This is a genomic window from Acinetobacter sp. YH12072, assembly GCF_013419565.1.
In the GTDB taxonomy this organism is placed as follows: domain Bacteria; phylum Pseudomonadota; class Gammaproteobacteria; order Pseudomonadales; family Moraxellaceae; genus Acinetobacter.
The window spans coordinates 1-24786 of record NZ_VOZV01000010.1 but is presented as its reverse complement, the minus strand read 5'-3'; the positions used below and the strand labels follow the sequence as shown (position 1 = coordinate 24786).

Annotated in this window: 25 protein-coding genes and 1 pseudogene; 14 read left to right on the top strand and 12 right to left on the bottom strand. The window is 41.3% G+C overall.

Annotation, left to right across the window (positions count from 1 at the left end):
* Positions 1 to 154: 154 nt before the first annotated feature.
* The 4 genes from FTU19_RS05955 (at position 155) to FTU19_RS05940 (ending at position 1930) form a co-directional block, all read left to right on the top strand.
* Positions 155 to 370: a cold-shock protein gene (locus tag FTU19_RS05955; protein ID WP_004782814.1), complete on the top strand. Its 216-nt coding sequence runs from the start codon at positions 155 to 157 to the stop codon at positions 368 to 370.
* Between the two features lie 102 nt (positions 371 to 472).
* On the top strand, positions 473 to 700 hold the full coding sequence (locus FTU19_RS05950) for a hypothetical protein (RefSeq protein WP_004782813.1): 228 nt from the start codon (positions 473 to 475) through the stop codon (positions 698 to 700).
* A 70-nt stretch (positions 701 to 770) separates the two neighbouring features.
* Positions 771 to 968, top strand: coding sequence for a hypothetical protein (locus FTU19_RS05945; RefSeq protein ID WP_034706083.1), 198 nt, complete (start codon positions 771 to 773; stop codon positions 966 to 968).
* A 476-nt stretch (positions 969 to 1444) separates the two neighbouring features.
* A complete protein-coding gene (locus FTU19_RS05940; protein ID WP_034706081.1) occupies positions 1445 to 1930 on the top strand; it encodes a CinA family protein in 486 nt (161 codons plus the stop codon).
* 104 nt (positions 1931 to 2034) lie between these two features.
* On the opposite strand, the pseudogene FTU19_RS05935 reads toward FTU19_RS05940, so the two are convergent.
* The 5 genes and pseudogenes from FTU19_RS05935 to FTU19_RS05920 all read right to left on the bottom strand — a co-directional run.
* Positions 2035 to 4179: pseudogene (locus tag FTU19_RS05935) on the bottom strand (ImpA family metalloprotease); the annotation flags it as partial.
* 11 nt (positions 4180 to 4190) lie between these two features.
* Entirely contained in the window at positions 4191 to 4943 is a 753-nt protein-coding gene (locus FTU19_RS16305; protein ID WP_257225435.1) for a hypothetical protein, read from the bottom strand.
* Between the two features lie 257 nt (positions 4944 to 5200).
* On the bottom strand, positions 5201 to 6181 hold the full coding sequence (locus FTU19_RS05930; RefSeq protein WP_180130393.1) for a class I SAM-dependent methyltransferase: 981 nt from the start codon (positions 6179 to 6181) through the stop codon (positions 5201 to 5203).
* A 305-nt stretch (positions 6182 to 6486) separates the two neighbouring features.
* Positions 6487 to 7185: a pirin-like bicupin family protein gene (locus tag FTU19_RS05925; protein WP_180130391.1), complete on the bottom strand. Its 699-nt coding sequence runs from the start codon at positions 7183 to 7185 to the stop codon at positions 6487 to 6489.
* Between the two features lie 163 nt (positions 7186 to 7348).
* The gene (locus FTU19_RS05920; protein WP_180069293.1) at positions 7349 to 8566 is read right to left on the bottom strand and encodes a L,D-transpeptidase family protein; all 1218 of its coding nucleotides are present in this window, start codon (positions 8564 to 8566) and stop codon (positions 7349 to 7351) included.
* A 206-nt stretch (positions 8567 to 8772) separates the two neighbouring features.
* Here FTU19_RS05920 and hemE point away from each other — a divergent pair, with 206 nt between their 5' ends.
* The 5 genes from hemE to FTU19_RS05895 all read left to right on the top strand — a co-directional run bounded on the left by hemE (position 8773) and on the right by FTU19_RS05895 (position 14833).
* Positions 8773 to 9843: a uroporphyrinogen decarboxylase gene (gene hemE, locus FTU19_RS05915; RefSeq protein WP_180130389.1), complete on the top strand. Its 1071-nt coding sequence runs from the start codon at positions 8773 to 8775 to the stop codon at positions 9841 to 9843.
* 10 nt (positions 9844 to 9853) lie between these two features.
* Positions 9854 to 10657 (top strand): DUF817 family protein, encoded by an 804-nt coding sequence (locus FTU19_RS05910; protein WP_180013888.1) that lies wholly within the window; start codon positions 9854 to 9856, stop codon positions 10655 to 10657.
* A gap of 143 nt (positions 10658 to 10800) precedes the next feature.
* Positions 10801 to 11271, top strand: coding sequence for a DUF3015 family protein (locus tag FTU19_RS05905; RefSeq protein WP_004782788.1), 471 nt, complete (start codon positions 10801 to 10803; stop codon positions 11269 to 11271).
* A gap of 73 nt (positions 11272 to 11344) precedes the next feature.
* Complete coding sequence (locus FTU19_RS05900) at positions 11345 to 13231, top strand: DUF4105 domain-containing protein (RefSeq protein ID WP_180130387.1); 1887 nt, start codon at positions 11345 to 11347, stop codon at positions 13229 to 13231.
* Positions 13232 to 13435: 204 nt separating this feature from the next.
* Positions 13436 to 14833 carry a diguanylate cyclase gene (locus FTU19_RS05895; protein ID WP_180130385.1) on the top strand — a complete coding sequence of 466 codons (1398 nt, stop codon included), beginning with the start codon at positions 13436 to 13438 and terminating at the stop codon, positions 14831 to 14833.
* Here FTU19_RS05895 and FTU19_RS05890 read toward each other — a convergent pair.
* From FTU19_RS05890 to FTU19_RS05875, 4 genes are all read right to left on the bottom strand, one after another.
* On the bottom strand, positions 14830 to 15384 hold the full coding sequence (locus FTU19_RS05890) for a DUF4385 domain-containing protein (protein WP_180130383.1): 555 nt from the start codon (positions 15382 to 15384) through the stop codon (positions 14830 to 14832). The genes FTU19_RS05895 and FTU19_RS05890 overlap by 4 nt on opposite strands.
* Before the next feature lie 267 nt (positions 15385 to 15651).
* Positions 15652 to 16011: a cupin domain-containing protein gene (locus FTU19_RS05885; RefSeq protein ID WP_159124404.1), complete on the bottom strand. Its 360-nt coding sequence runs from the start codon at positions 16009 to 16011 to the stop codon at positions 15652 to 15654.
* Positions 16012 to 16075: 64 nt separating this feature from the next.
* Positions 16076 to 16624, bottom strand: a complete 549-nt coding sequence (gene folE / locus FTU19_RS05880) for a GTP cyclohydrolase I FolE (RefSeq protein WP_171064799.1) — start codon at positions 16622 to 16624, stop codon at positions 16076 to 16078.
* A 93-nt stretch (positions 16625 to 16717) separates the two neighbouring features.
* The gene (locus FTU19_RS05875; RefSeq protein WP_034590020.1) at positions 16718 to 17401 is read right to left on the bottom strand and encodes a Smr/MutS family protein; all 684 of its coding nucleotides are present in this window, start codon (positions 17399 to 17401) and stop codon (positions 16718 to 16720) included.
* A gap of 252 nt (positions 17402 to 17653) precedes the next feature.
* Between FTU19_RS05875 and FTU19_RS05870 the strand changes: the two genes are divergently transcribed.
* The gene (locus FTU19_RS05870; RefSeq protein WP_159124403.1) at positions 17654 to 18094 is read left to right on the top strand and encodes a GFA family protein; all 441 of its coding nucleotides are present in this window, start codon (positions 17654 to 17656) and stop codon (positions 18092 to 18094) included.
* A gap of 68 nt (positions 18095 to 18162) precedes the next feature.
* On the opposite strand, the gene trpC is transcribed toward FTU19_RS05870, so the two are convergent.
* From trpC to FTU19_RS05855, 3 genes are read right to left on the bottom strand one after another with little or no spacing between them, the layout of a single operon-like run.
* Positions 18163 to 18969, bottom strand: a complete 807-nt coding sequence (gene trpC / locus FTU19_RS05865) for an indole-3-glycerol phosphate synthase TrpC (protein ID WP_180130381.1) — start codon at positions 18967 to 18969, stop codon at positions 18163 to 18165.
* A gap of 20 nt (positions 18970 to 18989) precedes the next feature.
* Positions 18990 to 20036 carry an anthranilate phosphoribosyltransferase gene (trpD, locus tag FTU19_RS05860; RefSeq protein WP_034590018.1) on the bottom strand — a complete coding sequence of 349 codons (1047 nt, stop codon included), beginning with the start codon at positions 20034 to 20036 and terminating at the stop codon, positions 18990 to 18992.
* A 17-nt stretch (positions 20037 to 20053) separates the two neighbouring features.
* Positions 20054 to 20638, bottom strand: a complete 585-nt coding sequence (locus FTU19_RS05855) for an aminodeoxychorismate/anthranilate synthase component II (RefSeq protein ID WP_004782771.1) — start codon at positions 20636 to 20638, stop codon at positions 20054 to 20056.
* Positions 20639 to 21445: 807 nt separating this feature from the next.
* Here FTU19_RS05855 and glnA point away from each other — a divergent pair.
* The 4 genes from glnA to ubiA all read left to right on the top strand — a co-directional run bounded on the left by glnA (position 21446) and on the right by ubiA (position 24622).
* Positions 21446 to 22861, top strand: coding sequence for a type I glutamate--ammonia ligase (gene glnA / locus FTU19_RS05850; protein WP_171064793.1), 1416 nt, complete (start codon positions 21446 to 21448; stop codon positions 22859 to 22861).
* An 86-nt stretch (positions 22862 to 22947) separates the two neighbouring features.
* Positions 22948 to 23223: a hypothetical protein gene (locus FTU19_RS05845; RefSeq protein WP_125279762.1), complete on the top strand. Its 276-nt coding sequence runs from the start codon at positions 22948 to 22950 to the stop codon at positions 23221 to 23223.
* On the top strand, positions 23216 to 23737 hold the full coding sequence (locus tag FTU19_RS05840; protein WP_159123101.1) for a chorismate lyase: 522 nt from the start codon (positions 23216 to 23218) through the stop codon (positions 23735 to 23737). Before FTU19_RS05845 ends, FTU19_RS05840 begins: the two co-directional genes overlap by 8 nt.
* Before the next feature lie 6 nt (positions 23738 to 23743).
* The gene (gene ubiA, locus FTU19_RS05835; RefSeq protein ID WP_034702847.1) at positions 23744 to 24622 is read left to right on the top strand and encodes a 4-hydroxybenzoate octaprenyltransferase; all 879 of its coding nucleotides are present in this window, start codon (positions 23744 to 23746) and stop codon (positions 24620 to 24622) included.
* Positions 24623 to 24786 lie beyond the last annotated feature (164 nt).

The window sequence follows — 24786 nt, the reverse complement described above, 5'->3', positions numbered from 1 at the left end:
AAAAGTCTTGTTGCAAAAAATCTTCCTTAAGTATCGTCGTTTTATTCATAATCCTTCGTTTTATCCAGATTTTAAGTTCCATTCTTTATTATTTTCAAAGTTACAACTGGTCATTCAGATGACTAAAAATTATTAAAAATTAGTAGGTTTTATTATGTCAAACTCAAATATTGTTAAAGGTACTGTAAAGTGGTTCAACGAAACTAAAGGTTTCGGTTTTATTCAACAAGAATCTGGTCCAGATGTTTTTGCTCATTTCAGTGAAATTGCTAGTTCAGGTTTTAAAACCTTAATGGAAGGTCAGCAAGTTGAATTCAGCGTAGTTCAAGGTCAAAAAGGCCCAAATGCTGTAAATATTACTGCGCTATAAGTCTGTAGAATAAAAAAGCACGCATCAGTGCTTTTTTATTGTTTTAAATAAAAGTTAAAAAGCTTTTTCTAGATTGGAAGAAGTATAAAAATAGGATACAAGTTGTTAAAAATTAATGAATTAATTGCAAAATCTAAAAATGGTACAGAAATTATTGTTTCTTTGATTCCCTTGAATAAAATGCAAAATACACGTCAAGGTTTTAAGGAAATTGAAGTAGGTAAAAGAGTGCTACTTCAATCAGGAATCGAAGTTGACCTGAATCTAGACGGTCGTACATTTTATACATCTTTAAATCAATTATTTAAATTAAATCATAAAGTTATTTAATATTTAAATTATATATTGGCTAACCAATTTCTAGCCGATCTCTCTTATAATCATTACTAAAGGTTTATTTATGCTTAAGCAAAATATTAATGTGAAAGATCAATTCGGTGTTCAATACGTGATTCAGGCTACTGTTGACCCTGATTTTGTTCATACCCAATCGGATTCTAACGTTAAACATATTACGGTTGAAGGTGAAAATATTCGCCCAAGTTTTGAAATGTTTTTTCAAAGCACCATCAGCGGCAAAATTTTCAAAATTATTTAGTGGTCATATGACATGACCAAAAGTGAATATAAAAAATCCTGGTATCTTGCCAGGATTTTGTCTTTGAAATTATTCACTTCTTAATTAAACCTATTCATCGTCTTATAAATAAACCCTGAATTAATAAGCACATTTTAGTTCACACTTAAATCGACTTAGCCATCATTTCAGTGATCTATATTTTATATCTTCTACTATTTATGCTTTTAGGCATACAACTATCATGAACCTATAAAAAATCTAATACACATCAAATCAGAAAGCCAATCAGAGTTAAAACCCGTCAAGGTTATTATGAGTTTCGTTGGTATGAACTTAAGTCATATAAATGACTGAGGATATACAGCTGGTTTAAGGTGGTGAGCAAGGGCAGTTCAGTTTTAGTTTTGCTAGGACATTCAGAAGCTAAGTATTTAATCTTTTATTTTTGAATATTTAATACTCTATAGATGATCATAAAGTCAGGAGTTTACTCTATGAATAAATGTATAAAATTACTCGCCAAAAAAAAATTAAGTATTACTTTTCTAGAGAGTGCATCAGCAGGTTACCTGGCTTACCGATTTTCCCAAAATAAATATTCGGGTGATATTTTATATGGCGGACTGGTCTGTTATGACATGGGTGTCAAAGAGAATATTTTAAAAATCAAACCTGAATTTATTAAAAAATATACTCCAGAATCTATGGAAGTCACGCAGGAAATGGTCAGAAAAGCCAAGAAAATGTTTTATTCTGATATTTATATTGCCTGTACAGGACTCTTAAAAAGAGGCGGGACAGAAACTAAAGAAAAGCCAGTAGGAACTTTTTTCTATGTGATTTCTTATAAAGATGAGCTCTATAGTTTCCGCTTTCTTTGCAGAGGAAAACCGAGAGAGAAATTAAAAAAACTGGCGAGAAATATTAATCTGAGCTTAATTGAAATCCTTGAAGGCAGTCGAGACAAGAAAAATAAATAGCTATTTATTTAGTTCTCACTGATCGCTAATACACGGATCATGAAAATGTTCTGCTATAAAAAATCCCAGCCGAAGCCGGGATTTTTTTATATTAAATTGGTCAATTAGTAAGGATAGTTAGGGAGAGGGCCGTTTGCTGGAATGGTGAGCCATTGTCCTGTTGCCAGGCGATTTGAACCGCCATCTGGTTGCGCATAGAAATACAAAGGTGCGGTAGGCAGATTAAGCATGGCGACTGAAGCATGTGCGGTTGCAGTTAAAGGCAAGCCATAAAGTGCATAGAAATCTTTAAGATCATAGCCCATGATTTTTGAACTGAGTACATAAATCAGGTCAGGGCGGCTCATGTTTTTCGCATTAAATGCACCTAGTCCCAGTTTATTCTTATCTGCTTGAGAAGCTTTACTTAAATCGATCTGGTTATATAAACGTTGTGCCGTATTCAGTAGGCGTATGAACTCAAATACACCCTGAAGATCAGGTCGCGATTTACCTTGATGTAAACGGGTATAGTTCATGGCCATCTGGATATGGAAGGCCTGCATCGATACATGATAGCCATCTTGCCATAAGAGTTTTTCCATGGCGGCACGTTGTACCTCACCTGACAGACCAAGACTCCGTGTATCCTTGATATTGGCATATAAGGTTGGGTGGCGGAAGTTGCTGCCATTACTGTCCTGAGCATATAGATGATATTTACGCATCATGCTTAGGCCTGCCAGAATGTTGTTATTACATTCCACTACGCAACCAATAGTTATTCCGGTTTCAGTAGAAGGGAATACCATGGTTAAGACATCCTGAACAGTATTATGTCCCAGTTCATGTACCCAGCCCCAACCGGTATCAATGCCAGTTGACCCATCTGATGGATTTCCTGAGCACAGGAAGCCACAGGTCGCAATCCAGCCCACAAAATGTTGAACATTCGGGGCACGATGAACTGTGCCGGTACAATCCCAGCCTAATTCATTACAACGCTGTGCCGTACTGCTATCCAGCGGCATGTTGTTATAACCGTTAGCAATGTGGTTACTGTCAAAGATTACGCCCTTAATCTGATCCACATAGGTACGTACCGATCGATCACCAATGGCTTTTAAAGCATAGTCATTGGTCTGTTGAATTTCACCACCAACAAATTTAAAAGTGTTCCAGCCGAAGTTTCTACTTTGCAGGATGCTGGTGGCCTCGCTAATATCCGCTTCAGTGATCGTTTGAGTAAAATCATAATGTGCATATTTTGCTTCGCCTTTGATTTTTAAGGTCACCACAGAGCCTGCTTTGGCATTGCTGTAATTCAACATCAATGGTCCACCGAACGGGCTGATAAAGTCATTGCTTTGAGTGGCGTCTAATTTTACGGCGAAACTGTTTGGTCGGCGAGGACGTTTATAGCCGCCATCATCAAATGGATTGCCCCAAGCACGTAAATAGCTGGTCTGGACTGAAAGCTGCGCACCTTGAGCATCAACAATCTCAATACTGACAGGTTTGCCCGGAATGCTGGCACGACCAATTGTGGTAATTCCACTGCCTTGTGGAATGGTCACGGTAATGGTTTCGGCTTGAGCACTGACAGCCATGTTTTGTGCAGAGGCTGGTATATAATCGCCGGCACCATTTGGATTCACGAATGTGGTTTTGCGTTTATAGTCCGTCCAGGAGTCGCTGGCATAGGTACGCATAAAAGTCAGAGCATCGCCATTTTTCGACAGTCCGCTGTAATTCACGCCTGGACGCCAGAGATCTGCCAATAACACCAAAGCTTTTAGAATCTGATTATTATTTTTTGCGCTAAATGCAGTAATGCCTTGTGCATTTAAATTTTGTAGATTGGTAGAAGTTTTATTGATGGTTTGAATCAACGGATTATTGGCATTTAAATCACCTAGACGTGCCGCACTTGGTGACTTGAAATATTCCAACATTTGGATCGTACTATCAATGTCATTCACTTTATTCCATTGATCTGTGATAGAACGTCCTGAAGACATGAGTAAAGTATCTTGGCCACGCCAGTAATTATTATTGGTCTCAATCTTCAATGCCGAAAAGATTTTTTCCATCGGTGTAGTGACGTTATAACCCATTGCCTGGAAATATATTGGCTTACCTGCCTCCAGATATTCCTGAATCAAGCTGGATTCAAAATTATTGGCGCCAATATTACTGCCTAAAATCATCAGGTCAGCATCTTTCCAGCAGGTATTGGTTTGATCCAGTACATTACAATGTAGAAAGGTAACTTTAACCCCTAAATGCTGGGCAAAATATTTTCTATCATGCTCAGGTTGGTTTGTGCCAGACCATTTACGGTAAGTTTTAGTTCTTGTTTAGGCTGTGCTTGTGTTTTCCCAGTTAATAGCCAGCGAAAACCATTGTTGAGCACGGGTGCAAAATCTACCATGTCAGGATTATTCGCTGAGATCCCCCCAAGCATATTCTGGCCAAAAGCCAGCGCACGGCCTTTACCGATTTGTGATGCGACTCCCAAACCACAGCCTTTATTCGCCTGCTGACTTAAATTCCAGCCGCAGGCTTGATCTGAAACTGCAATTGGCAAAGCTGCGCTTAAATCATAAGGATAAAGATTAATCGAAGCAGTTGGCGTAAATTGCAGTTGAGGTTGCAAAACTTTGCCATTCGAACTGGTATAGAGTGAGGTAATTAAACCCTTTTGCCATGTTTGTTGTTGCTTGGCGAGCTGCAAGGCCCAGTCTAACAATGTAGCGGAATCTTGCTGAATCAAAGGTCGGGCATCACCTGTACTCAATGCCTTATTAATCCGGGTGGTCGTTGGCGTTTGTGGATTTAAAGGTGGTGTACTGCCATCAGGTGTTTCTACAGGTGAGGGGGATGATTCCTCGTTATCAGATGGATTAGTTGTTGATGGTGGATTAACAGCAGAATCTGGTGTTTCTGCAGGAGAAGATGTCCCGCTACTGCCACCTCCACCACAGGCAATCAGACTCATCGATAGCGATAAGGCTAGTAAGGTTGTTTTCAACCTCAAATAATTTCTTTCCACAATTTTCCCCAAGGTATAACCCAAAAGACGACATTATTTTTAAAGTTGTCGTAAATATCAGATGAGAATTATAGAAGTAAGTGTCGATAAAATAGAACTAATATTTAATTTAAGTATATGTTTTTTAATGATAAATAATTATTAAAAATAATTTTAAATGTGATGTGGGTTGATTTAATTTTTATTTGTTTTAATTAGGCCGCAGTTTAAAAATAACCTCAACCCGAGTTGAAATTTCATGTTCTATCAGTTTTGACTTCGAACTTGAGCAGGGCTAGCGCGATTCTTTCTACATGTTGATAAGCAGGTTGCTCTAACTCCTCACCGAAAATATCCGGATCAATTTCCTCATAACACCAGTCAATATTTTGATGCTGTTTCATCAAGGCTTCCAGATGCTGTAAGAAGCGATTGCCATCCTGACAAATAGTGACGCCAGTATATAAAAATAGACGTCCATCTGGACTGAGTCGTTGTAAACCTTGTTTAATAATCTTAAAAGACAATTCATTACCATCCAGTTCATTGCCACCATGACGGTATTGCCGTTGATCTGGATCAATTAAATAAGGGGGATTGGCAAAAATCAGGTCGAACTGGCCTTCAAGATCAGAAAATAAATTACTTTGCACAGGATGAATCGAATTAAAACCTGAAAAATCGATATTAATCTGGCTATAGAGAAGAGCTTTCGGATTCAGATCTGCGACAAAGATTTCCTCATGATCTGGAAAATGTTTAGCCATATGAATTGCAGCAGCAGAAGTGCCACAGCATATTTCAGCCGCTCGTTTAAAAGAATTGGCCTGGCAAGATAAATATTGCTTTAAATGATAGGCAAAACGGTAAGTATCAGGACCAAAAAAAACAGCGTCCTGTTGGGTGGTGGGAAAGGCTGAGTGAATAAATAATTCGTCTTCGAGTGAAGCGACTCTGATCAGACTTTTATATGCGTTATCCTGAACTTCCAAAAGCTGATGCTCTAATAATAATGAAAAAAGAACAGGATCAAGATCGGTAATTGTAAATTCCAGATTCCAGCCAAAGATATCCTGTAGGGTTTTATATTTATTTTTTTCGCTTCTTTTACGATCCAGAATCCGTTGATGGGAAAGTGGGGTAATGGCCGTAAACTGATATTGCTGCTGTTTTAAAAAGTCTAATAAAAAGTGCAGAGCTTGTTGCTGGCTGCTTTGGATTTCTAAAATCTGGTTCATTAGATGTGCTCTTCGGTTTATTTAGAATAAATGAAAAGGTGCATACACCTGTTTAATCTATACAAGATAATGACCAGAACAGCCATTCGCTATATTGATCCAATCAAAATGGATCAGCTCAATCTTCGCCCAAAATTTACTGTTGTTCGGTAAAAAACTGATGTGAATTGGTTTAATTTGTATAGTGGGATATTGAAGCTCACATCCTCGTAAGGAGTGAATCACTTTTATTTTTATATGTTTTCTATAAAAATGCCGACTGATCAAAATGATGAGTCGGCATAGACTGAATATAAATAGAAATTTTAATGAGCAGCTTCTGGTAAATCAAACCAGATCACTTGTGCATCTTCAATTGCTTTAATCTCTGCGTCATCCATAAAGGCAATCGCACCACCAGCTTCAACTGTATATTCTGCAATTTGTACTGAGCCAGAAATCACATGTACATAATTGATATGCTGGGTAGCCTTAATATCTAGACTTTGACCTTGCTGGATCACGGCTGTTTTGACTTCAGCATTTTGACGAATGTGCATGGGTGCATTGTCATTTGGTCCACAAATTAAATGCCATTGATTCGGTTGTTCTTTTGCATCCAGACGAATTTGCTGATAATTTGGCTGAGCATCATGTTCATTCGGAATGATCCAGATTTGCAGGAGACGCACCTGTTCATCATCCTGGTTCATTTCACTATGACGTACACCGGTTCCAGCACTCATCAGTTGCCATTCACCTGCTGCAATACCGCCATGATTGCCCATACTGTCCTGATGAGTAATCGTGCCTTTCAATACACAGGTCAGGATTTCCATATTGTCATGCGGATGGGTACCAAAGCCCTGATGTGCATCAATCAGATCATCATTAATAACGCGTAATGCACTCACGCCCATATAGTTCGGATTGTACCAGTTGCCAAATGAGAAGCTGTGTTTAGACTCCAGCCAGCCCATTTTTACATGACCACGATTTTCACTTGGATGTAGAAAAGCTTTCATGAATTTATCTCACTTTAATTTTTAACTTGAGATCATCATAACGTTGTTTTAATTCTTAAAAAATTATAAACAGGCGACAGATCATTGCATTTTTGCAACGATATAAGAGAAAGCAGGTATAAAAAAGCCCACTCGTAAGCGGGCTTAGGTATTTAAATAAAGATTATTCAAGGAAACGGACAGTTACGCCTGATTTCACTTTACGGCCTAAATCATTCGCATCCCAGTTAGTCAGACGGATACAACCATGTGACGCAGTTTTAGAGATTGCAGATGGATTTGGCGTACCATGAATACCAAATGATTTTTTGCTTAAACCGATCCAGATATTACCTACAGGACCGTTTGGACCAGGTGGTAAAGAAAGTGGTTTCTTGTTATTGCCCTGAACGAAGTTAGATGGTGAGTAGCTATACCATGGGTTTTTCGCTACGCCAGTCACTTTATAAGTTCCTGTTGGCGATGGAGTACTTGAACTACCAATCGTTGCCGGGAAAGAAGCAATCATCTGGTTGCGGCTATTGAAGAGATAAAGCTGCTTGGCGCCTTTATGCGCCACAATCAAATGAATGTCTTCAGGAACTTCATTGCGGATATTGGCAACAATCAGCTTTTCCCCAGCTTTTTTGAAGGTAGCTTTTGGATTTAACTTTTTCAAAAAGTCTTCATCCATATGGAATTTTTCACCCAGCATTTCAGTTACGCGAGTGTAATACAGACCTTTCATTTTTGCCTGTAAGGCATAGTCAGAAGGAATAGACTCGGCATAAGGACCTTTTAAGTCTTCTTCAGTGATGGTGTATTCCACAAAAGCAGGCTTAGAACCCTGTTTAGCCAATAGGGCATCCCAAGTTTCCTGAGTCAATGTACCGGTTGGTTTAATACCATTCATTTGCTGGAAAGATGCGATCGCTTTCAAGGTATTTTTACCGCTAGTACCGTCAATCGCACCTGGAGAAGCATGGGCATTATTTAACATGACATGCGCACGTGCATATACCGGAAATTGGCCTTTACCAATATCTTCATACCAGCTTGCATTATTAAGGCCGTCTAAAGTCCAAGATGCTTTCGCAGCAGCAGAATTCGTCGGTGCTTTAGTCGTGGTTGGAGCAGCACCGATATCGGCAGTCTGGTCTTCAGTATCTTGTAATACATCTAATGCTTCAGAAGCTTTCTTCAGATCTTGTTGTTCTTGAGCACTAATTCGAGTTTCTGCTTGTGCTGCCGAAGCTTCAGTTGCTAAAGGATCAATCGGATCCTGAACCGCAACATTAGTGACAACTTGGGGGTTTAATGGTTGTTCAGCAGTAGACGCAGCGAAAACAGTACCTGCGAAAATGCAACCTAGACTCACAGCGAGCATTGTGCGAACTAACATGTAACTCAACCTTAAAAATATTTCGTTAACTATGTGAAAAAACACTATAAGTATTACAGAAAAAATGTGGAGATGCAGTAGTTCTTTTGTGTAATTCCTCACATTTGATCACTTAACATGATCGGTTTTTAAAGTCATGAGAAGTTATTCAAAATGCAGTCATTTTGTTATGATGTGGGCAATATCAAAGATAGATAGGAAAGTGAATGACGACCTTAAAAAATGATCGTTTTCTACGCGCATTGTTACGTGAACCTGTAGATACTACCCCTGTATGGATGATGCGTCAGGCAGGCCGTTATTTACCAGAATATCGAGAAACACGTGCCAAAGCAGGGGATTTCCTTTCTCTTTGCAAAAATACTGAATTTGCCTGTGAAGTGACTTTACAGCCTTTACGCCGTTATGAGCTGGATGCGGCCATTTTATTTTCTGACATTCTGACTGTACCAGATGCTTTAGGTCTGGGTCTGTATTTTGAAGCAGGTGAAGGTCCGAAATTCCACAAAACTGTGCGGACTGAACAGGATGTGGCTAATTTACCCAAATTCAATGCCAAGTCTGAGCTTGATTATGTAATGAATGCAGTGTCGACCATTCGTTCCGCTTTGGGTGGGCAAGTACCATTGATCGGCTTCTCTGGCAGTCCGTGGACCTTGGCGACATATATGGTTGAAGGAGGTTCGAGCAAAGACTTCCGCTTCACTAAAAACATGATGTACGCACAGCCAGAGGTTCTGCATGCTTTATTAGAACGTTTAGCAGATGCTGTGACTGAATATCTGAATGCCCAGATTGATGCAGGTGCTCAGGCAGTACAGATCTTTGATAGCTGGGGCGGGGCACTTGCTCATCGTGAATATATTGAATTTTCACTCAATTATATGCAGAAAATTGTGGCAGGTTTGCAACGTGAAAAAGATGGCCGCAAGATTCCAGTGATTCTGTTTACCAAAGGTGGTGGCCAATGGCTAGAGCCTATGGTCGCGACCGGTGCAGATGCTTTTGGTCTGGACTGGACCACGCCGCTCAATGTTGCACGCCAGACTGTTGCAGGTCGTGCTGCGCTACAAGGCAACCTGGATCCGGCAACTTTATATGGCATTCCGGACGCGATTGCTAAAGCGACCAAGTTGATGCTGGATGATGCCTATGCCAACGGTGAAAAAACCGGTTATGTAGCCAACTTAGGTCATGGCATTACCCAGTGGGTGGATCCAGCCAATCCTAAAGTATTTATTGATACCGTACATGAGTACAGCGCTAAATATCTTTAGGATGTAAGCCTTGATCGACTTTTTTAAATCAGGGTTTGAATTTACCTATAAGGCAGCTTCGGCTGCCTTATTTGGGATTCTGCTCCTGTTTGCTTTTGCACAAACCGCATCAATGGGTAGTGAACTTTTTTATGGTTTCTACCGCTATGACTATCTATTATTTTTCGCTTTACTGATTCAGGTGGTATTGCTCTATACCAAACTGGAATCCTGGGCCGAAGCCAAAGTAATTGCCTTGTTCCATATCATGGCGATGGTCATGGAAATTTTCCTGACCCATCCGGCAATTGCATCCTGGCAATATCCGCAACCTGCAATTTTTAAAATACTGACGGTGCCTTTATTTGCCGGCTTTATGTATTCGGCTGTCGGCAGTTTTTTTGCACGTTCCTTACGCTTATACCAAGTTTCATTTGAAAAATTGCCGCGCTTTAGCCATATGCTGGCTTTGGCCGTCTTGTCCTACATCAACTTCATGAGCAAATTCTTTATTCCGGACTATCGCTTGCTGTTATTTGTCTGGAGTGTAGTGATGTTCTGGAAAACCAGAATTCGATTTCAGTTGAATCAGCATGCTTTTCAGCTGCCGATGTTGCCTGTCCTGTTGATTTTGGCTTTCATTATCTGGGTGGCTGAGAACATCAGTACCTTTTATCAGATCTGGCTATATCCAAGCCAGGTAGAAAAATGGCATATGGTCGGTTGGGGCAAGCTCGGTTCCTGGTATTTACTTTTATTGCTCAGTCTGGTGCTGGTATTAAAGATTCTAGGACAGCGTAATTCTCAAGGTAACTGGAGTCTAAAAACCCGGTAAAACTATTCTGTTTATCTTTATGTAAATCAGACAGTTTTTTCATTGCGCCAAATTAGACTTCCCGCTACTCTCCTGAATGTGTAATGAAGATTACATCATTAGCGTAATAACAAAAGATGCATGAGAATAACCGGAGAATAAGTATGTTAAAAAAGATTATGCTCGCTGTGGTATTGGCAACGGGTTCTGGTATGGCGATGGCGGATAGAGATGTAGGTTGTGGTATTGGTAGCCAGGTATGGGCAGGCCAGTCAGGCATTATTCCTAAGCTGCTTGCAGGTACAACAAACGTCCTGTTTACTAACCAGTGGCTGGGTATTACTTTCGGTACTTTAGGATGTAGCCAGGGCGGTACAGTAACGGCTCAAGTCGTGACTTTTACCAATGAAAATGCTGAGGCATTGGCACGCGATATGGCCGTAGGTGAAGGTGAAAGCCTGAATGTACTGGCTGAACTGCTAAATATCAAGGCAGAAGACAAAGCACGTTTCTTCACTGTATCTAAGCAGAATTTCTCTGAAATCTATTCAGAAGAAAACCAGAATACTTTACAAGTGTTAAGTACTCTACAAACAGTCATGGCTAAAGATGAAGTATTAAAAGCTTATATCTAAGTATCGCTGTAAAAACCCTGCTGTCCTGGCAGGGTTTTCTTATAAATAAAAACTGAAAAGAACCGTTGACTGAATGAAATATGCTTTTTTGCTCCCAACCTTGCTGTGGAGTCCGCTAAGTTTTGCATCCGAAATTTCTCCAGATATTCAAGCTTATCTAGAACAAGCCACACAAAAAAAATTGCACCAGACCGCAACCTGGCAGCGTTTGATGTATGCCAATACTGAAGGAAAAAGTGAAGTCAGCTATCCTGGTTATTTCCTGGCAAAGCAGGGCAAGACAGATCTGCAGCTTGAATTAAAGCAAAATATACAGGCATTGTTTGAGCCCGCAGAACCCAATCAGTCTGTACGATGTAAATTCCCGGCACGTAGTCAGTGGTTAATGCAACAGCTGAATATTTCTGAACAGCAATTGCTTGAAGCAAGTTGCCCGGATTTTGAGCGCTGGATGAATGAAGTCAAGCCTTATCAAGCGACCCTGATTTATGCCACCGATTATATGGGTAATCCCAGCTCCATGTTTGGTCATACTTTGCTGCGTCTGGATCCCAAAGACCAGCAGCAACTGAATCTGGTTTCTTATGCAGTCAATTATGCTGCCACAGTTGACAGTAATGATAATTGGTCCTTTGCCTGGAAAGGGCTGACCGGACAATATCCAGGTGAATATTCCTTGATGCCATATTACCGCAAAGTCAAGGAATATGGTGACTTTGAAAGCCGTGATTTATGGGAATATGAACTTAATCTGACGCCTGAAGAAACCGGTTTTCTGGTGAAGCATCTCTGGGAAATGCAGCAGGTAAGTTTCCCTTATTATTTCATTAATGATAACTGTGCCTATCGTCTATTAGGGCTTTTTGATCTGGTGCGTCCTGAACTGAACTTGCAGCAGCAATTCGATACCGCCGCGATTCCGGTCGAAACTTTAAAAGTTGTGGAACAGCAGGGACTGATCAGGAAGAAAATTTATCGTCCGGCGCTGGAAACTCAATTGCTGGCTCAAGCCCGGCAACATGGCAAATCCTTGGCAAAAACTGCGCATCAGGTGGCTTATGCAGAAACCTCTGAAATGGAAGCCATGCTGCAACATTATCCGGCTGAAGACCAAGCCAAGATTCTGGAAATGGCCTATGACCATTTATATCTGGATTTCCTTCGCCAGGAAGTAGATGAATCTTTTGCCCAGCCGCGCTTTCGCAAATTATTGGGCCTAAGAAGTCAGTTGGCGATAGACAAACAGCGTCAGCAGCCAGAGCGTCCAAAAATAGATCCGGTTCAAAGCCATCATGCCCGAAATATCGTTCTTGAAACTGGGCAAGTACAGGGTGAGACTTTTGTGCAGTTGGGTCATCGTCAGGCTTATCACGACCTCATAGATCCGCAAGGTGGGCTGCGTACTGGAACCCAATTATTATTCCTGGATGGTGCATTGCAATACCGTGATGACCGCGTGAAGCTGGAGCACCTGGATCTACTTACAGTGAATTCCTATAATCCGATCAATGCATTTAAAGCGCCGTTATCTTGGGGCTTTAATTTAGGCTGGAAACAGGAAGCACTGGATCAGTATGGCCATTTTAGTACCGAGCAACAGCATGGTGTAGCCAATTTCCAGGTTCAGGGTGGCTATAGCTGGGCAAATGAAGCACGTGAACATCTCTGCTATGTGCAGCTACAAAATCATGTGCAGGCTAGAAAAGCACTAGACAAAGGATGGCGTGTCGGTATGGGGCCAACGGTGGGTTGCCAGAATATCTGGACAGATCAGATCAATAGTCTGGTACAGGTGGAACTGCCGTATTGGGAAGACTCCCATCAGTGGCAACTGAAATTGAAAAGCCAGTTACAATATGCATGGAATACACAAAATGCCATTCGGGCGGGCTGGGAATATCAGCAACAGGAATCGAAAGACTGGGAAAAATGGAGTCTGGGCTTAGTCCATTATTTTTAATTTGGCTAACATAACATCGAATATTGAGTAAATTAATTTTATAGATCAAATGACTTGTATTTGAATGTTTAAAATAAATTTATGTTCGGAGACTTCTACCGATATTATCAAAGATTGTATTCAGTAATTGGGTTAAAATGCCTGAATATTGTTGTATTTGTCACATAAGATCACTGCGAATCGCAAAGTATCGGGAAAAGTTATATGAATAATGAGTGTATGGCTATGCTCGCGGAGCAGTGGGAACAGATCTGTCAAAATTATTCATCGGATGATTTGCTACACGCATTTCAGTTTATTCAAGACCACTCTTCGGTACTGGTAGAAGAATTCTATAAAAATATGCTTCTGGAAGAAGAAGCATCTCAATATTTTACCGATGAGCTGATTCAGCAGCGTCTACGCGATACTTTACATCAGTGGCTTTCAGAAAGTTTTAGTGTGGCGCTAAATAAGCGTTATGCAGAGGCCGTGCAAAAACAGAATATTGTTGGACATGTGCATGCACGGGTCGGGATTCCATCCTGGCTGATTATGCGCGGTGTACGAGAAATTCAGCGCAAAATATTTGAATTGCTAAGTTTAAATCCGCAGCCAAACATGCTAACTACCTGTAGTTATATTGTACAAATCATGGGGTTTGCCACAGAAATTATGTGTCGTTCCTATGAGGCGAAATCAGTTCAGAATCAGGAAATGAAGCACAGTTACCGGGTATTTTCTGCAATGCAGGATGTCGCGGTACAAAAAGATAAGCAGCGCAGTTCATTGCTGGATTGGGAAAATGAGCTGATGTTCAAGGTCTTTTCTGGCACTACAGGCATTAGACATCAAATGCTGTCCAAGTCAGAATTTGGCTTATGGTTTATTCATAAGGCGTCTTATGCCTTTACCGGTTCCGATCAGGTCGATTTAATTATCGAGCGAATTTATCAGATCGATACGCTGAATCAGGCAGTGCTGGAATGTACTGAAAAAGATCAGATGCTGAATCTGATTCAAAGTATTCGTGACTTAAACCGTGAAATACAGCACTTGGTCGATCAATTATTTCAGGTTGCAGATTACATCGAATCTGGAAATGACTCTCTAACCCAGTTATTGAATCGCCGTTATTTAAATACCATTATTTCACGTGAAATCAACTTCTCTCGTGATAACCAGACACCATTATCCTTGCTAGCGATTGATGCCGATTTCTTCAAAGCCATTAATGATAAATATGGTCATGCAGCTGGTGATCTGGCCTTGAAATTTATTGCTGATGCCTTACAGAAATATATTCAGGGCAGTGACTATGCATTCCGTGTCGGTGGTGAGGAATTCCTGCTGCTGCTGGTCGATTCCGATGAAAGACGTGCACTGAATATTGCTGAAAATATTCGTAAATATGTAGAGCATGGCTTGATCAGTACGGCTCAAGGACAGCAATTTAGACTCACGGTTAGTATCGGCTGTGCGCTATTTGATGGTCACCCAGATTACCAAAGATTCCTGGATGCCGCAGATGCTGCACTGTATATGGCTAAAAATACAGGGCGTAACCGGGTCTATCTGGCGCAACCTTCTCAAATTCAGGGCACACAAAAAGCATCTGTCTAATTTGAAATTTGCTGCTGAATTGCAGCCTGAAATTGCTGTTTTTGTCGCACATATTCGGGATGGACTTTGGCTTCATCCCATTTTTGTTTAAATATTTTCGCTGCAGCAGCTTTAACCGGATCTTCAGAACTGCGCGGCAATTCCTCACGCCCATGCGCACCACTTAAACCCTTTTTATCATCTGGAACTGGCCCATCGTATTTTTTGCCGCCTTTGTGATTGGCATAACGCCGGGCACGGGTATAACCCATTTGTAAAAACTTGCGTGCCATATCGGCACCGACGAAATCTTCATGTTTTAAATATTCCAGAAACAGGGCATAAATTTTTTCACTACTGGCTTGGGCTTTTTCAGCATCTGCAAAACGCCAGTGGGGCAGAATTTCCGACTTATAAGGCTCTACTAAAAGCACGCCTTGCTCACCGTGTCCGATCCGGTATAAGTCCGGCCGTTTACGGAAATCAATTTTTTTAAAATCTAGACTATAGTCAAAACTATTTGAATGAACACGTGAAGGGCGTTTAGGCGGATCAGGCTGTTTTCTACTCATGGCTGTTTCCAGAATTTATACACTTGGATCATGCAGCCTTCTAAACAAAAGATCTGTATTTAAACATGGCAGGAAATGTAGTCAGGAAATTAATTATGCAGCATCAATTTGTTTATTTTTAAAACTAGGGAAGTTAAGTTAATGAGACAACTTTTTGAAAAGAATGTAGGGATAAAATTTTAAGAAATTGAATGAATACGTAGAAAAGTTAAGGAATTGATTGCAAAATTCCTTAACTGATGAAGATATTGAATTCGTACTTATCTTTTAACTTTCTACCACGACATAATATTTTTTAACGGCTTCAACCACTTCAAAAGTGCCAATAAAACCGGGTGGAATAATGCCGGCTTCACCTGCTTTGATTTCAACAAAGGATTGTCTTTGAGCATCATGTAAACGGACGATCCCTTCGATTACCTGAAAGAATTCCTGTTTATTCTCGGCAAATACGATATTCCACGCACCCACTTCACATTGCCAGATTCCGCAATCCATATTGGGATGTTGATAGGCACTCTGGGTCAGGCGTTTAGGATTGCCTTTAACCAGCCGGTCTGGCCGTGGATAATCGATACTTTCTTCAGCCTGGCCTAAACCTTGACCCGCAATCCAAATAGATGACATTCTCATAACCTCATCGTGTAAAAAAGCCCCAATATCAATTGAGGCTTTCATTTATGAATCTATATTAATAACTTTCTGGTACAGCGCCTAAAAACTCACGGCGGACTTCTTTATCGGTTTTAAAGTCACCGATAAATGACACCGTACGCGTCGTCGATTCCTGTTTGCCGACTCCACGCATCATCATACACATATGTGCTGAATCAATCATCACAGCCACACCACGTGCATTGGTGACTTCAGCAACCGCTTCTGCGATTTGCTGGGTCAGATTTTCCTGAATCTGCAAACGACGGGCAAACATTTCAGTAATACGTGCAAATTTAGATAGCCCCAATACTTTGCCTTCAGGTAAATAGGCAATATGTACACGGCCATAAAATGGCAATAAATGGTGTTCGCAGAGTGAATAAAATTCGATATTTTTCACTAAAACCATTTCACGGTTATCTGATGGAAAAACCGCACTATTGGTCACTTCTTCCAGAGTCTGGCTATAACCTGAGGTTAAATACGAAAACGCTTTCGCAGCACGCACGGGCGTATCTTTGAGACCAGGGCGATTGAGATCTTCACCAACGGCAGTAAGAATGTTTGCGTAAGATTGCTGCATAGTCATATGACGTATTCACTTAAACTGAGAATGAACAAGGACGGCATTGTAGCAGAAATCTTTTACAATGCCTTATTTTGGGGGTAAATCCGCTTACTGTTTAAACTTTGGATTTTTTTCTGCACGTTTTAGCAAAACTAAAACTGCGCCAGTGCCACCCTGTTTTTCAGGCGCACTGACAAAGGCCAGAACATCACGGTGCTGACGTAACCAGCCGTTGACATAAGTTTTTAAAATCGCTTCCGGCCCTTTGCCATGTACGATCTTGATCACGTTCTGGTTTTCATCTTTGGCGATCTGGATAATCTGAAGCACAGCCTGACGTGCCTCTTCGACCGTACAACCATGCAGGTCGACAGCTTCGAACCAGCGCAGATTGCCTGCTTTTAAATCTTCAAAAACCTTATGCTGCAAGGTCGCAATGCGGTAGCTTAAGCTCGCCTGACTGCCAACCGGATTGAGCATGGCTTGAGTATCAGACAGGACGGTTTCATCGGTATGCATGGGGCCTTCGGCAGCAGCACGCTTGGCCAAAGTTTGCGCATCGACTTTTTTCTTGGGAGATTTTTCTATTTTCGCAATATTGCCGGCATCAATTTTTTGTACGCCTTGCATCTGCTTGCGAAATAGATCGAGGTCTTCCTCCTGTTCCTGCTCCGCTGTTTTCACGACAGGGGCAACAGGTTCAGCCTTAGGCTGAGGATGACTAATTTGCTTTTTAAGATCTTTGAGTAAATTGTACTGATCTTTAGAAAGCGAAGAATCGTGTTTGCTCATAATCTGGAAACGGGGGAGATACTGAATTTGGTAAATTATAGTCTTAAATGACTGAAAGGAGAAATGAATTGCACTAAATACAACATATCCCAAACCCAGCATTAATTTCTCAATAGTTTTCTAAGATTGTATAGCTTGATGAACTTTAAATAGAAAATAATTCATGAATATTCTCCTTTTATCATCTTAACAGTTGCCTCGATGGAACATCTCTCTTTAAATATAAATCAATCAAACCTGGAAAATAAAAAAATGAGTTATTCAGGCAGTTGTTTGTGTGGCGATGTCCAGTTCAAAGTAAATACGAATATTCAGGCCATGTATCATTGTCACTGCAGTTTATGTCGTAAACAGAGTGGTACGGCCGCAAATGCAGCAACTTTAGTTCATCAGCAATATTTTGAATGGACCTCAGAACAGACTTCAATTTCCTGCTATCAAAAAGAGACCGGATTTCGTTCTCATTTTTGTCAACACTGTGGCTCGCCTGTACCGAATCAGGTAGGTACAATTGCATTGATCTGGATTCCTTTAGGGCTTCTGGATCAAGCACCCAAAATTCAGCACAGACTGAGTTTTTGTCTGAACTCGAAGGTGGATTGGGCAGATGAAATCAAGGCGGATGAGTCCTATTCTGAACTGCCAGAATTTGAAAAATTAATCTCTTATTTTGATCATTCAACTCAGTATTAAATGAATTTGGTTAATAGAAATAAAAAAAAGCCCCATGCTGAGATGGGGCTTTTTTTATACTTAATATTTTAAACCGATTCAGGCTCACCGAATAAATCACGGAAAGCATGATCTGGACGTGGCTGTTTCATGAAACTTTCACCGACCAGGAAGGCATGAATATCATGTTCCTGCATCATCGAAACATCAGCAGGGGTCGCAATACCGCTTTCAGTGACCAGCAGGCGTGAAGGATCCAGTAATTTTTTCAGACGTAGTGATGTATTCAGGTCGACATCAAAAGTTTTTAAATTACGGTTGTTCACACCCAGCAGACAACGATCAGACAGTTTTAAAGCACGTCCTAATTCTTCTTCATCATGCACTTCAACCAGTACATCCAGATTATGCTCAAATGCGGTTTTAGACATTTCCTCTAACTGCTGATCAGACAGACAGGCCACGATCAGCAAGATACAGTCTGCATGTAGTGCACGCGCTTCAATCACGCCATAAGGATCGATCAGGAAGTCTTTACGCAACGCAGGCAAGTCACAGTGCGAACGGGCGATCTGAATATTTTCATCAGCACCCTGAAAAAAATCTACATCAGTCAATACAGATAAACAGGCAGCGCCGGCATTCTGATATTGCGCCGCAATTTCTGCAGGATTGAAGTTTTCACGAATCACGCCTTTGGACGGAGAAGCCTTTTTAATTTCAGCGATTACACCCGGACGTTTAGACATTAAAGATTGAGCAAAACCACGTACAGGTGTCGCGCCTTGAGCTAACTCTTCTATATCCTTATAGCTTTTCTGCTTCAAACGAAGAGCGAACTCTTCTTTCTTACGATCAACAATTTTACCCAAAATTGTATTTGCAATATCAACCATGATTCAAATTCCTGACCGTATTAAGCTTCATATTGTTTGATGGTTTTGGTGAATTCAGACAGCACGCTCATTTTTTCCAGTGCCTGGCCACCATAAATAATATCGTGTGCCAATGCCACACCTTGCTTATAGCTTGAAGTCAGGCCTGATACATAAATACCAGCACCGGCATTTAGGGCAATCATATTGGCAGCCTTATGACCGATCTCAGATTTCTTCTTGCCTAAGGCATCTTTAATCAGAGCCAGACTTTCTGCTGAACTTTCAATAATTAAGCCAGTTAAGGTTTGCGATTCAATGTCGACCTGTTCAGGAATGATTTCCCATTCAGTGATTTCACCGTTTTTCAGCTCAGCCACATGCGTCGAAGAAGCCAGACTGATTTCATCTAAGCCATCACGTGAATGTACGACCATGACATGTTCAGCACCGAGCTGTTTCATGACTTCTGCAATTGGGCGGCAAAGTTCATTGGAAAATACCCCGATGACCAAACGTTTTACGCCGGCCGGATTCGTAAGCGGGCCGAGCAGGTTGAAAATACTGCGAATACCCAGTTCTTTACGTGGACCAATCGCATATTTCATGGCTTTGTGATGATTCGGTGCGAACAGGAAGCCCACACCAATATCACGGATACAGCGTTCGGTTTGCTGCATATTCAAATCAAGATTAATGCCTGCCTGTTCCAGTAAATCTGAAGAGCCTGATTTGGTAGAAACACCACGGTTACCATGTTTGGCAATCGTTGCACCAGCTGCTGCAATTACAAAGGCTGAAGCGGTAGATACGTTAAACAGGTTTTGTCCATCACCGCCTGTACCGACGATATCCACCAGATGAGGGACATCACTGACATCAATTTTGGTTGCCAGTTCACGCATGACACGTGCTGCAGCAGTAATCTCGTCAATACTTTCGCCTTTCAGGCGTAGACCCATGAGCAGAGCACCGATCTGGGCATCGGTTGCTTCGCCAGACATAATGGTGCGCATCACGTCTTCCATTTGTTCCTGAGTCAGGTGAATGTTTTTAGTAATATTGCTTAAAGCTTGTTGAATATTCATGACTTGCGTTTTGCCCATTATGCGTAAATTTCAAGAAAGTTTTTAAAGATCTGATGACCATGCTGGCTCAGGATTGATTCCGGATGGAACTGCACGCCTTCAATCGGTAGTGTCTTATGTTTAATCCCCATGATTTCTTCCATAGAGCCATCTTCTTCATTGGTCCAGCAGGTCACTTCCAGGCATTCTGGTAAAGTGGCCTGATCAATCACCAGCGAGTGGTAACGCGTCGCAGAGAAAGGATTCGGTAGGTTGCTGAAAATACCTTTGTCGCTGTGATACATATCAGACAAACGCCCATGCATGACGCGTTTGGCACGAATAATATCGCCACCAAAAGCCTGACCAATACTTTGATGCCCCAAACAAACACCGAGTAGGGGAATCTTGCCGCCAAAATGCTGAATGGCAGGAATCGAAATTCCCGCTTCACTTGGCGAACATGGACCAGGACCAATCACCAGATACTTGGGTTGCCATCGCTCAATATCCTCCAATGTCACGGCATCATTGCGGACTACTTTTACTTCTTGATTCAGTTCGCCAAAATACTGGACGATGTTATAAGTAAAGGAGTCATAGTTGTCGATCATTAGAAGCATGAGCTTAACCTATTGAAATTATTGCACTTAACTGTGCTAAAGTGATCCAGATTGAGCTTTATCGGGACTTGTTGCAAGTCTAGGGAATACACGACTAAATCGTTGATTTCATTGTGTGAAAATAAAGCACGCCTCATCATAGCAAAAAATAGCCACATCGGGCGCAATAATTTTTCAATTTTCAGCCTGGTGAGTAGCTCACAGCCTTTTAAATATTTTAAATGTGCGTATAAGTAATTAACTGACGAAAAGTAAGTTTAAATAAATATTGCAGTTATTATTTTTTTAAATTAAAAATAAATAGGTTTTAAATTATTAAAGTAATGATGCTGAAAAAAACATCATTTGAATAATAATGCATGGGATAAATCAAACGATAAGATCGGCAATTTGAATAAAAGTGACTCAAAATAGTGATATTTTTAAGTACATAAACCTACATATTGCGCTTTGTAACTGGTAAAAATTAACCAGAATTAAACGAAATTGAATATTTTTTAAACTAAATTAGCATAAAAACGCAATTCCTCACTGAAAAGTGCTCCTATTCTTACCTAATATGAAATCGTCGCACTATTTAGGTGCGCTAAAAAAATACCTGCAACAATTCTCAGGAAGAATGCTTGAATATAGTGCATTTAGTTTAAGTCACAGTATAATAGCGACAAGGTATTTTTATCTTCCTATGTTTTCTTATAAAGATTTCAAGATTTTAGATATACTTTTAAAAGTTGGTACGCTAATTGCTTAATAGATACCAACTTCTAACACGCACTTTGCGAGTGCAACAAAAAACATCGGAGCAAAATGAGCATGGCGAACAAGGTCCTTCAACTCATACAAGAAAGTGGCGCGAAATGGGTCGATTTTCGCTTTACTGATACCAAGGGTAAAGAACAGCACGTTACTTATCCAGCAGACAGTATTGATGAAGATACGTTTGAAGACGGCAAAATGTTTGACGGTTCTTCAATCGCAGGTTGGAAAGGCATCGAAGCATCGGACATGATCTTACGTCCAGATGCAGAAACAGGTTTCATCGACCCGTTCTTTGCAGAGCCAACTGTTGTTGTGACTTGTGACGTTATCGAACCATCAACTGGTCAAGGTTATGAACGTGACCCACGTTCGATTGCTCGCCGTGCAGAAGAATACCTGAAATCTACAGGTATCGGTGATACTGCATTCTTCGGTCCAGAACCAGAATTCTTCGTATTTGACGAAGTGAAATGGGACATCGACATGTCTGGCGCGCGCCACACATTGATCGCTGAAGAAGCTGCTTGGTCTACTGGTAAAGATTACGAAGCAGGTAACTCAGGTCACCGTCCACGTGTTAAAGGTGGTTATTTCCCAGTTCCTCCTGTTGATTCTCATCAAGATATGCGTGCAGACATGTGTGCAAAAATTGAAGAAATCATGGGCCCAGGTCGTGTAGAAGTGCATCACCACGAAGTTGCATCTTGCCAGTTAGAAATTGGCGTGAGCTTCAACACAATGGTTCGTAAAGCTGACGAAGTACAACAGTTCAAATATGCTGTTTGGAACGTTGCGCACCAATACGCTAAAACTGCAACCTTTATGCCTAAACCAATGGTAGGCGACAACGGTTCTGGTATGCACGTTCACATGTCGATCTCTAAAGATGGCAAGAACCTGTTTGCTGGTGATGAATATGCAGGCCTTTCAGAAATGGCATTGTACTTCATCGGTGGTGTGATCAAACATGCTCGTTCATTGAATGCGATCACTAACCCATCTACAAACTCATACAAACGTTTGGTACCTCACTTCGAAGCACCGATTATGCTTGCTTACTCAGCGCGTAACCGTTCAGCTTCTATCCGTATTCCTTATGTTTCTAGCCCTAAAGGCAAACGTATCGAAGCACGTTTCCCTGATCCAATGATGAACCCGTACCTAGGTTTCGCTGCATTGTTGATGGCGGGTATCGACGGTATCCAAAACAAGATTCACCCAGGTGAAGCTGCTGACAAGAACCTGTACGATCTTCCTCCTGAAGAAGAAGCGAAAATCCCTACAGTGGCGCACAGCCTTGAAATGGCACTTGAATCTCTTAAAGAAGATCATGACTACCTGCTTAAAGGTGGCGTGTTTACTAAAGAAATGCTTGATGCTTACATCGAACTTAAGACTGAAGATGTTCGTCGTCTGAACACGACTACTCACCCAGTTGAATTCGACATGTACTACAGTCTGTAATTCTGATCTGAATTTCACTGTAAAAAAGACCCGCCTTTGTGCGGGTTTTTTTGTATGATGCTGTTATTGATCAAAGATATGAAGTTATGGCACAACGTAAAAGACATACCGGCTTTTTTCCCTGGATTGATCCTCAGGATCATAGCAAAGGCTTTAAACTGAATTTTTCTGAAGTGACCTATGTGGAAGTTGCGCGTACACCTGAAGGTTATAAGCAGGTCGAGTTTGTGGCATTACGTCATCCTGAGCTGGCTTTGGACTATGAATACCCGCAAAGTTTTTATCTCACTACAGATGGCATGATTTTGAAAAAGCTGCCAAATGGAAAATATGAAGTGATTGCCAAGACAGATAATGCCTAATCGTGAAGTTGATAACGTTGTGAGTGTAAAATTTAAAAATCCACATGGACCGCATATACCTGCTGCGCTTCGAGAATGGCTGTATGCCTCGGGATCATTGACGCAGCAATTAACGGATCTGGCTAGTGGACAGTTTCGGGTAGAACCACAGCAGGAACATTTTCAGCGTCTGGAATTTGTGGATGCGCGGTGGATGCAGATGCCACATCAGCATACGTCCTGGGTGCGAGAAAGTTATTTATATGGCTGTGAAGAGCAGCCTTGGGTCAAAGCAAAAAGTATATTTCCGATATTAAGCTTGCAAAAACGTGCGCGGATTTTTCAGCACATTGGATCGAAGCCGATTGGCTGGCTATTATTCCAGCGGACCAATCCACAGTGTGAGCGACGTGTGATTTATCTGGAAGAGGGCTGGACCCGCCAGAGCTGCTATACTTGGCATGGTTGTAAATTTATTGTACAAGAAACATTTTTACCGGCATTTGAACACTTTATACAAAATCAACAGGCTTAACTTGATATGGCAACTGCACAAGCAATTACCTGGCGTGAACGTCTGAGCGCCTATTATTATCTTTGTCGTTTTGATAAGCCAATTGGCACAGAGCTGGTCTTTTGGCCGACCATGTGGGCGCTATGGGTCGCAGCAAAGGGAATACCTGATCTCAGTATTTTGGTGCTGATGATTCTAGGTGTAATTTTTATGCGTGCAGCGGGTTGTGCGATCAATGACTTTGCCGACCGTAAAGTGGATGCGCATGTCGAGCGTACCAAAACCCGTCCCTTAGCCACCGGTATTATTAGTGCTAAAGAAGCAGTGATGGTCTTTCTGGTGCTCGTCGCAGCCAGTGCCTGCCTGTTATTTTTCCTGCCGATTGAAACCTTTTACTGGTCATTTGGCGCGTTATTTTTAGCGTTCATTTATCCATTTATGAAACGCTATACCCATTTGCCGCAGGTATTTTTGGGAGCTGCGTTTTCCTGGTCCATTCCTATGGCCTATACCGCAGTCGGGCAGACACCGGACTTAACCTGCTGGCTTCTCTATTTTGGCAATCTGGCCTGGACCGTGGCCTATGACACGCAATATGCGATTACCGATCGTGAGTATGATTTGAAGATTGGGGTAAAATCCACAGCCATTTTATTCGGTCAGCATGATATTCAGATCATTAGTACCTTACAGGTTCTAAGTCTGGTCTTGATTGGCACGGCATTATGGATTGAGGATTTGCTTGTTCCATTTGGCCTGATGGGGCTTCTAGCCGTCGCAATTGATTTTATTTATCAATGGTCAAAAACTCGAGATAAGGACCCGCAGCGCTGTTTCTGGGCTTTCCGTCATAACCGTTGGGTGGGGCTGATGATTTTTCTTGGAATCTTTGCCGCGCTTCTGTAACTGCACCTTGTCGATTCATAACAAAAGCATCCTATAAGGGTAATGCCAGTCAGTTAAGCAGACATTAGAAAAATGTAGTAAAAATGAGTGTATGCCAATACGCTCATTTTTTTATGACTTTATCTGAAAATTTAGATTGTACTCTTCAACATTCTCTACCTTCA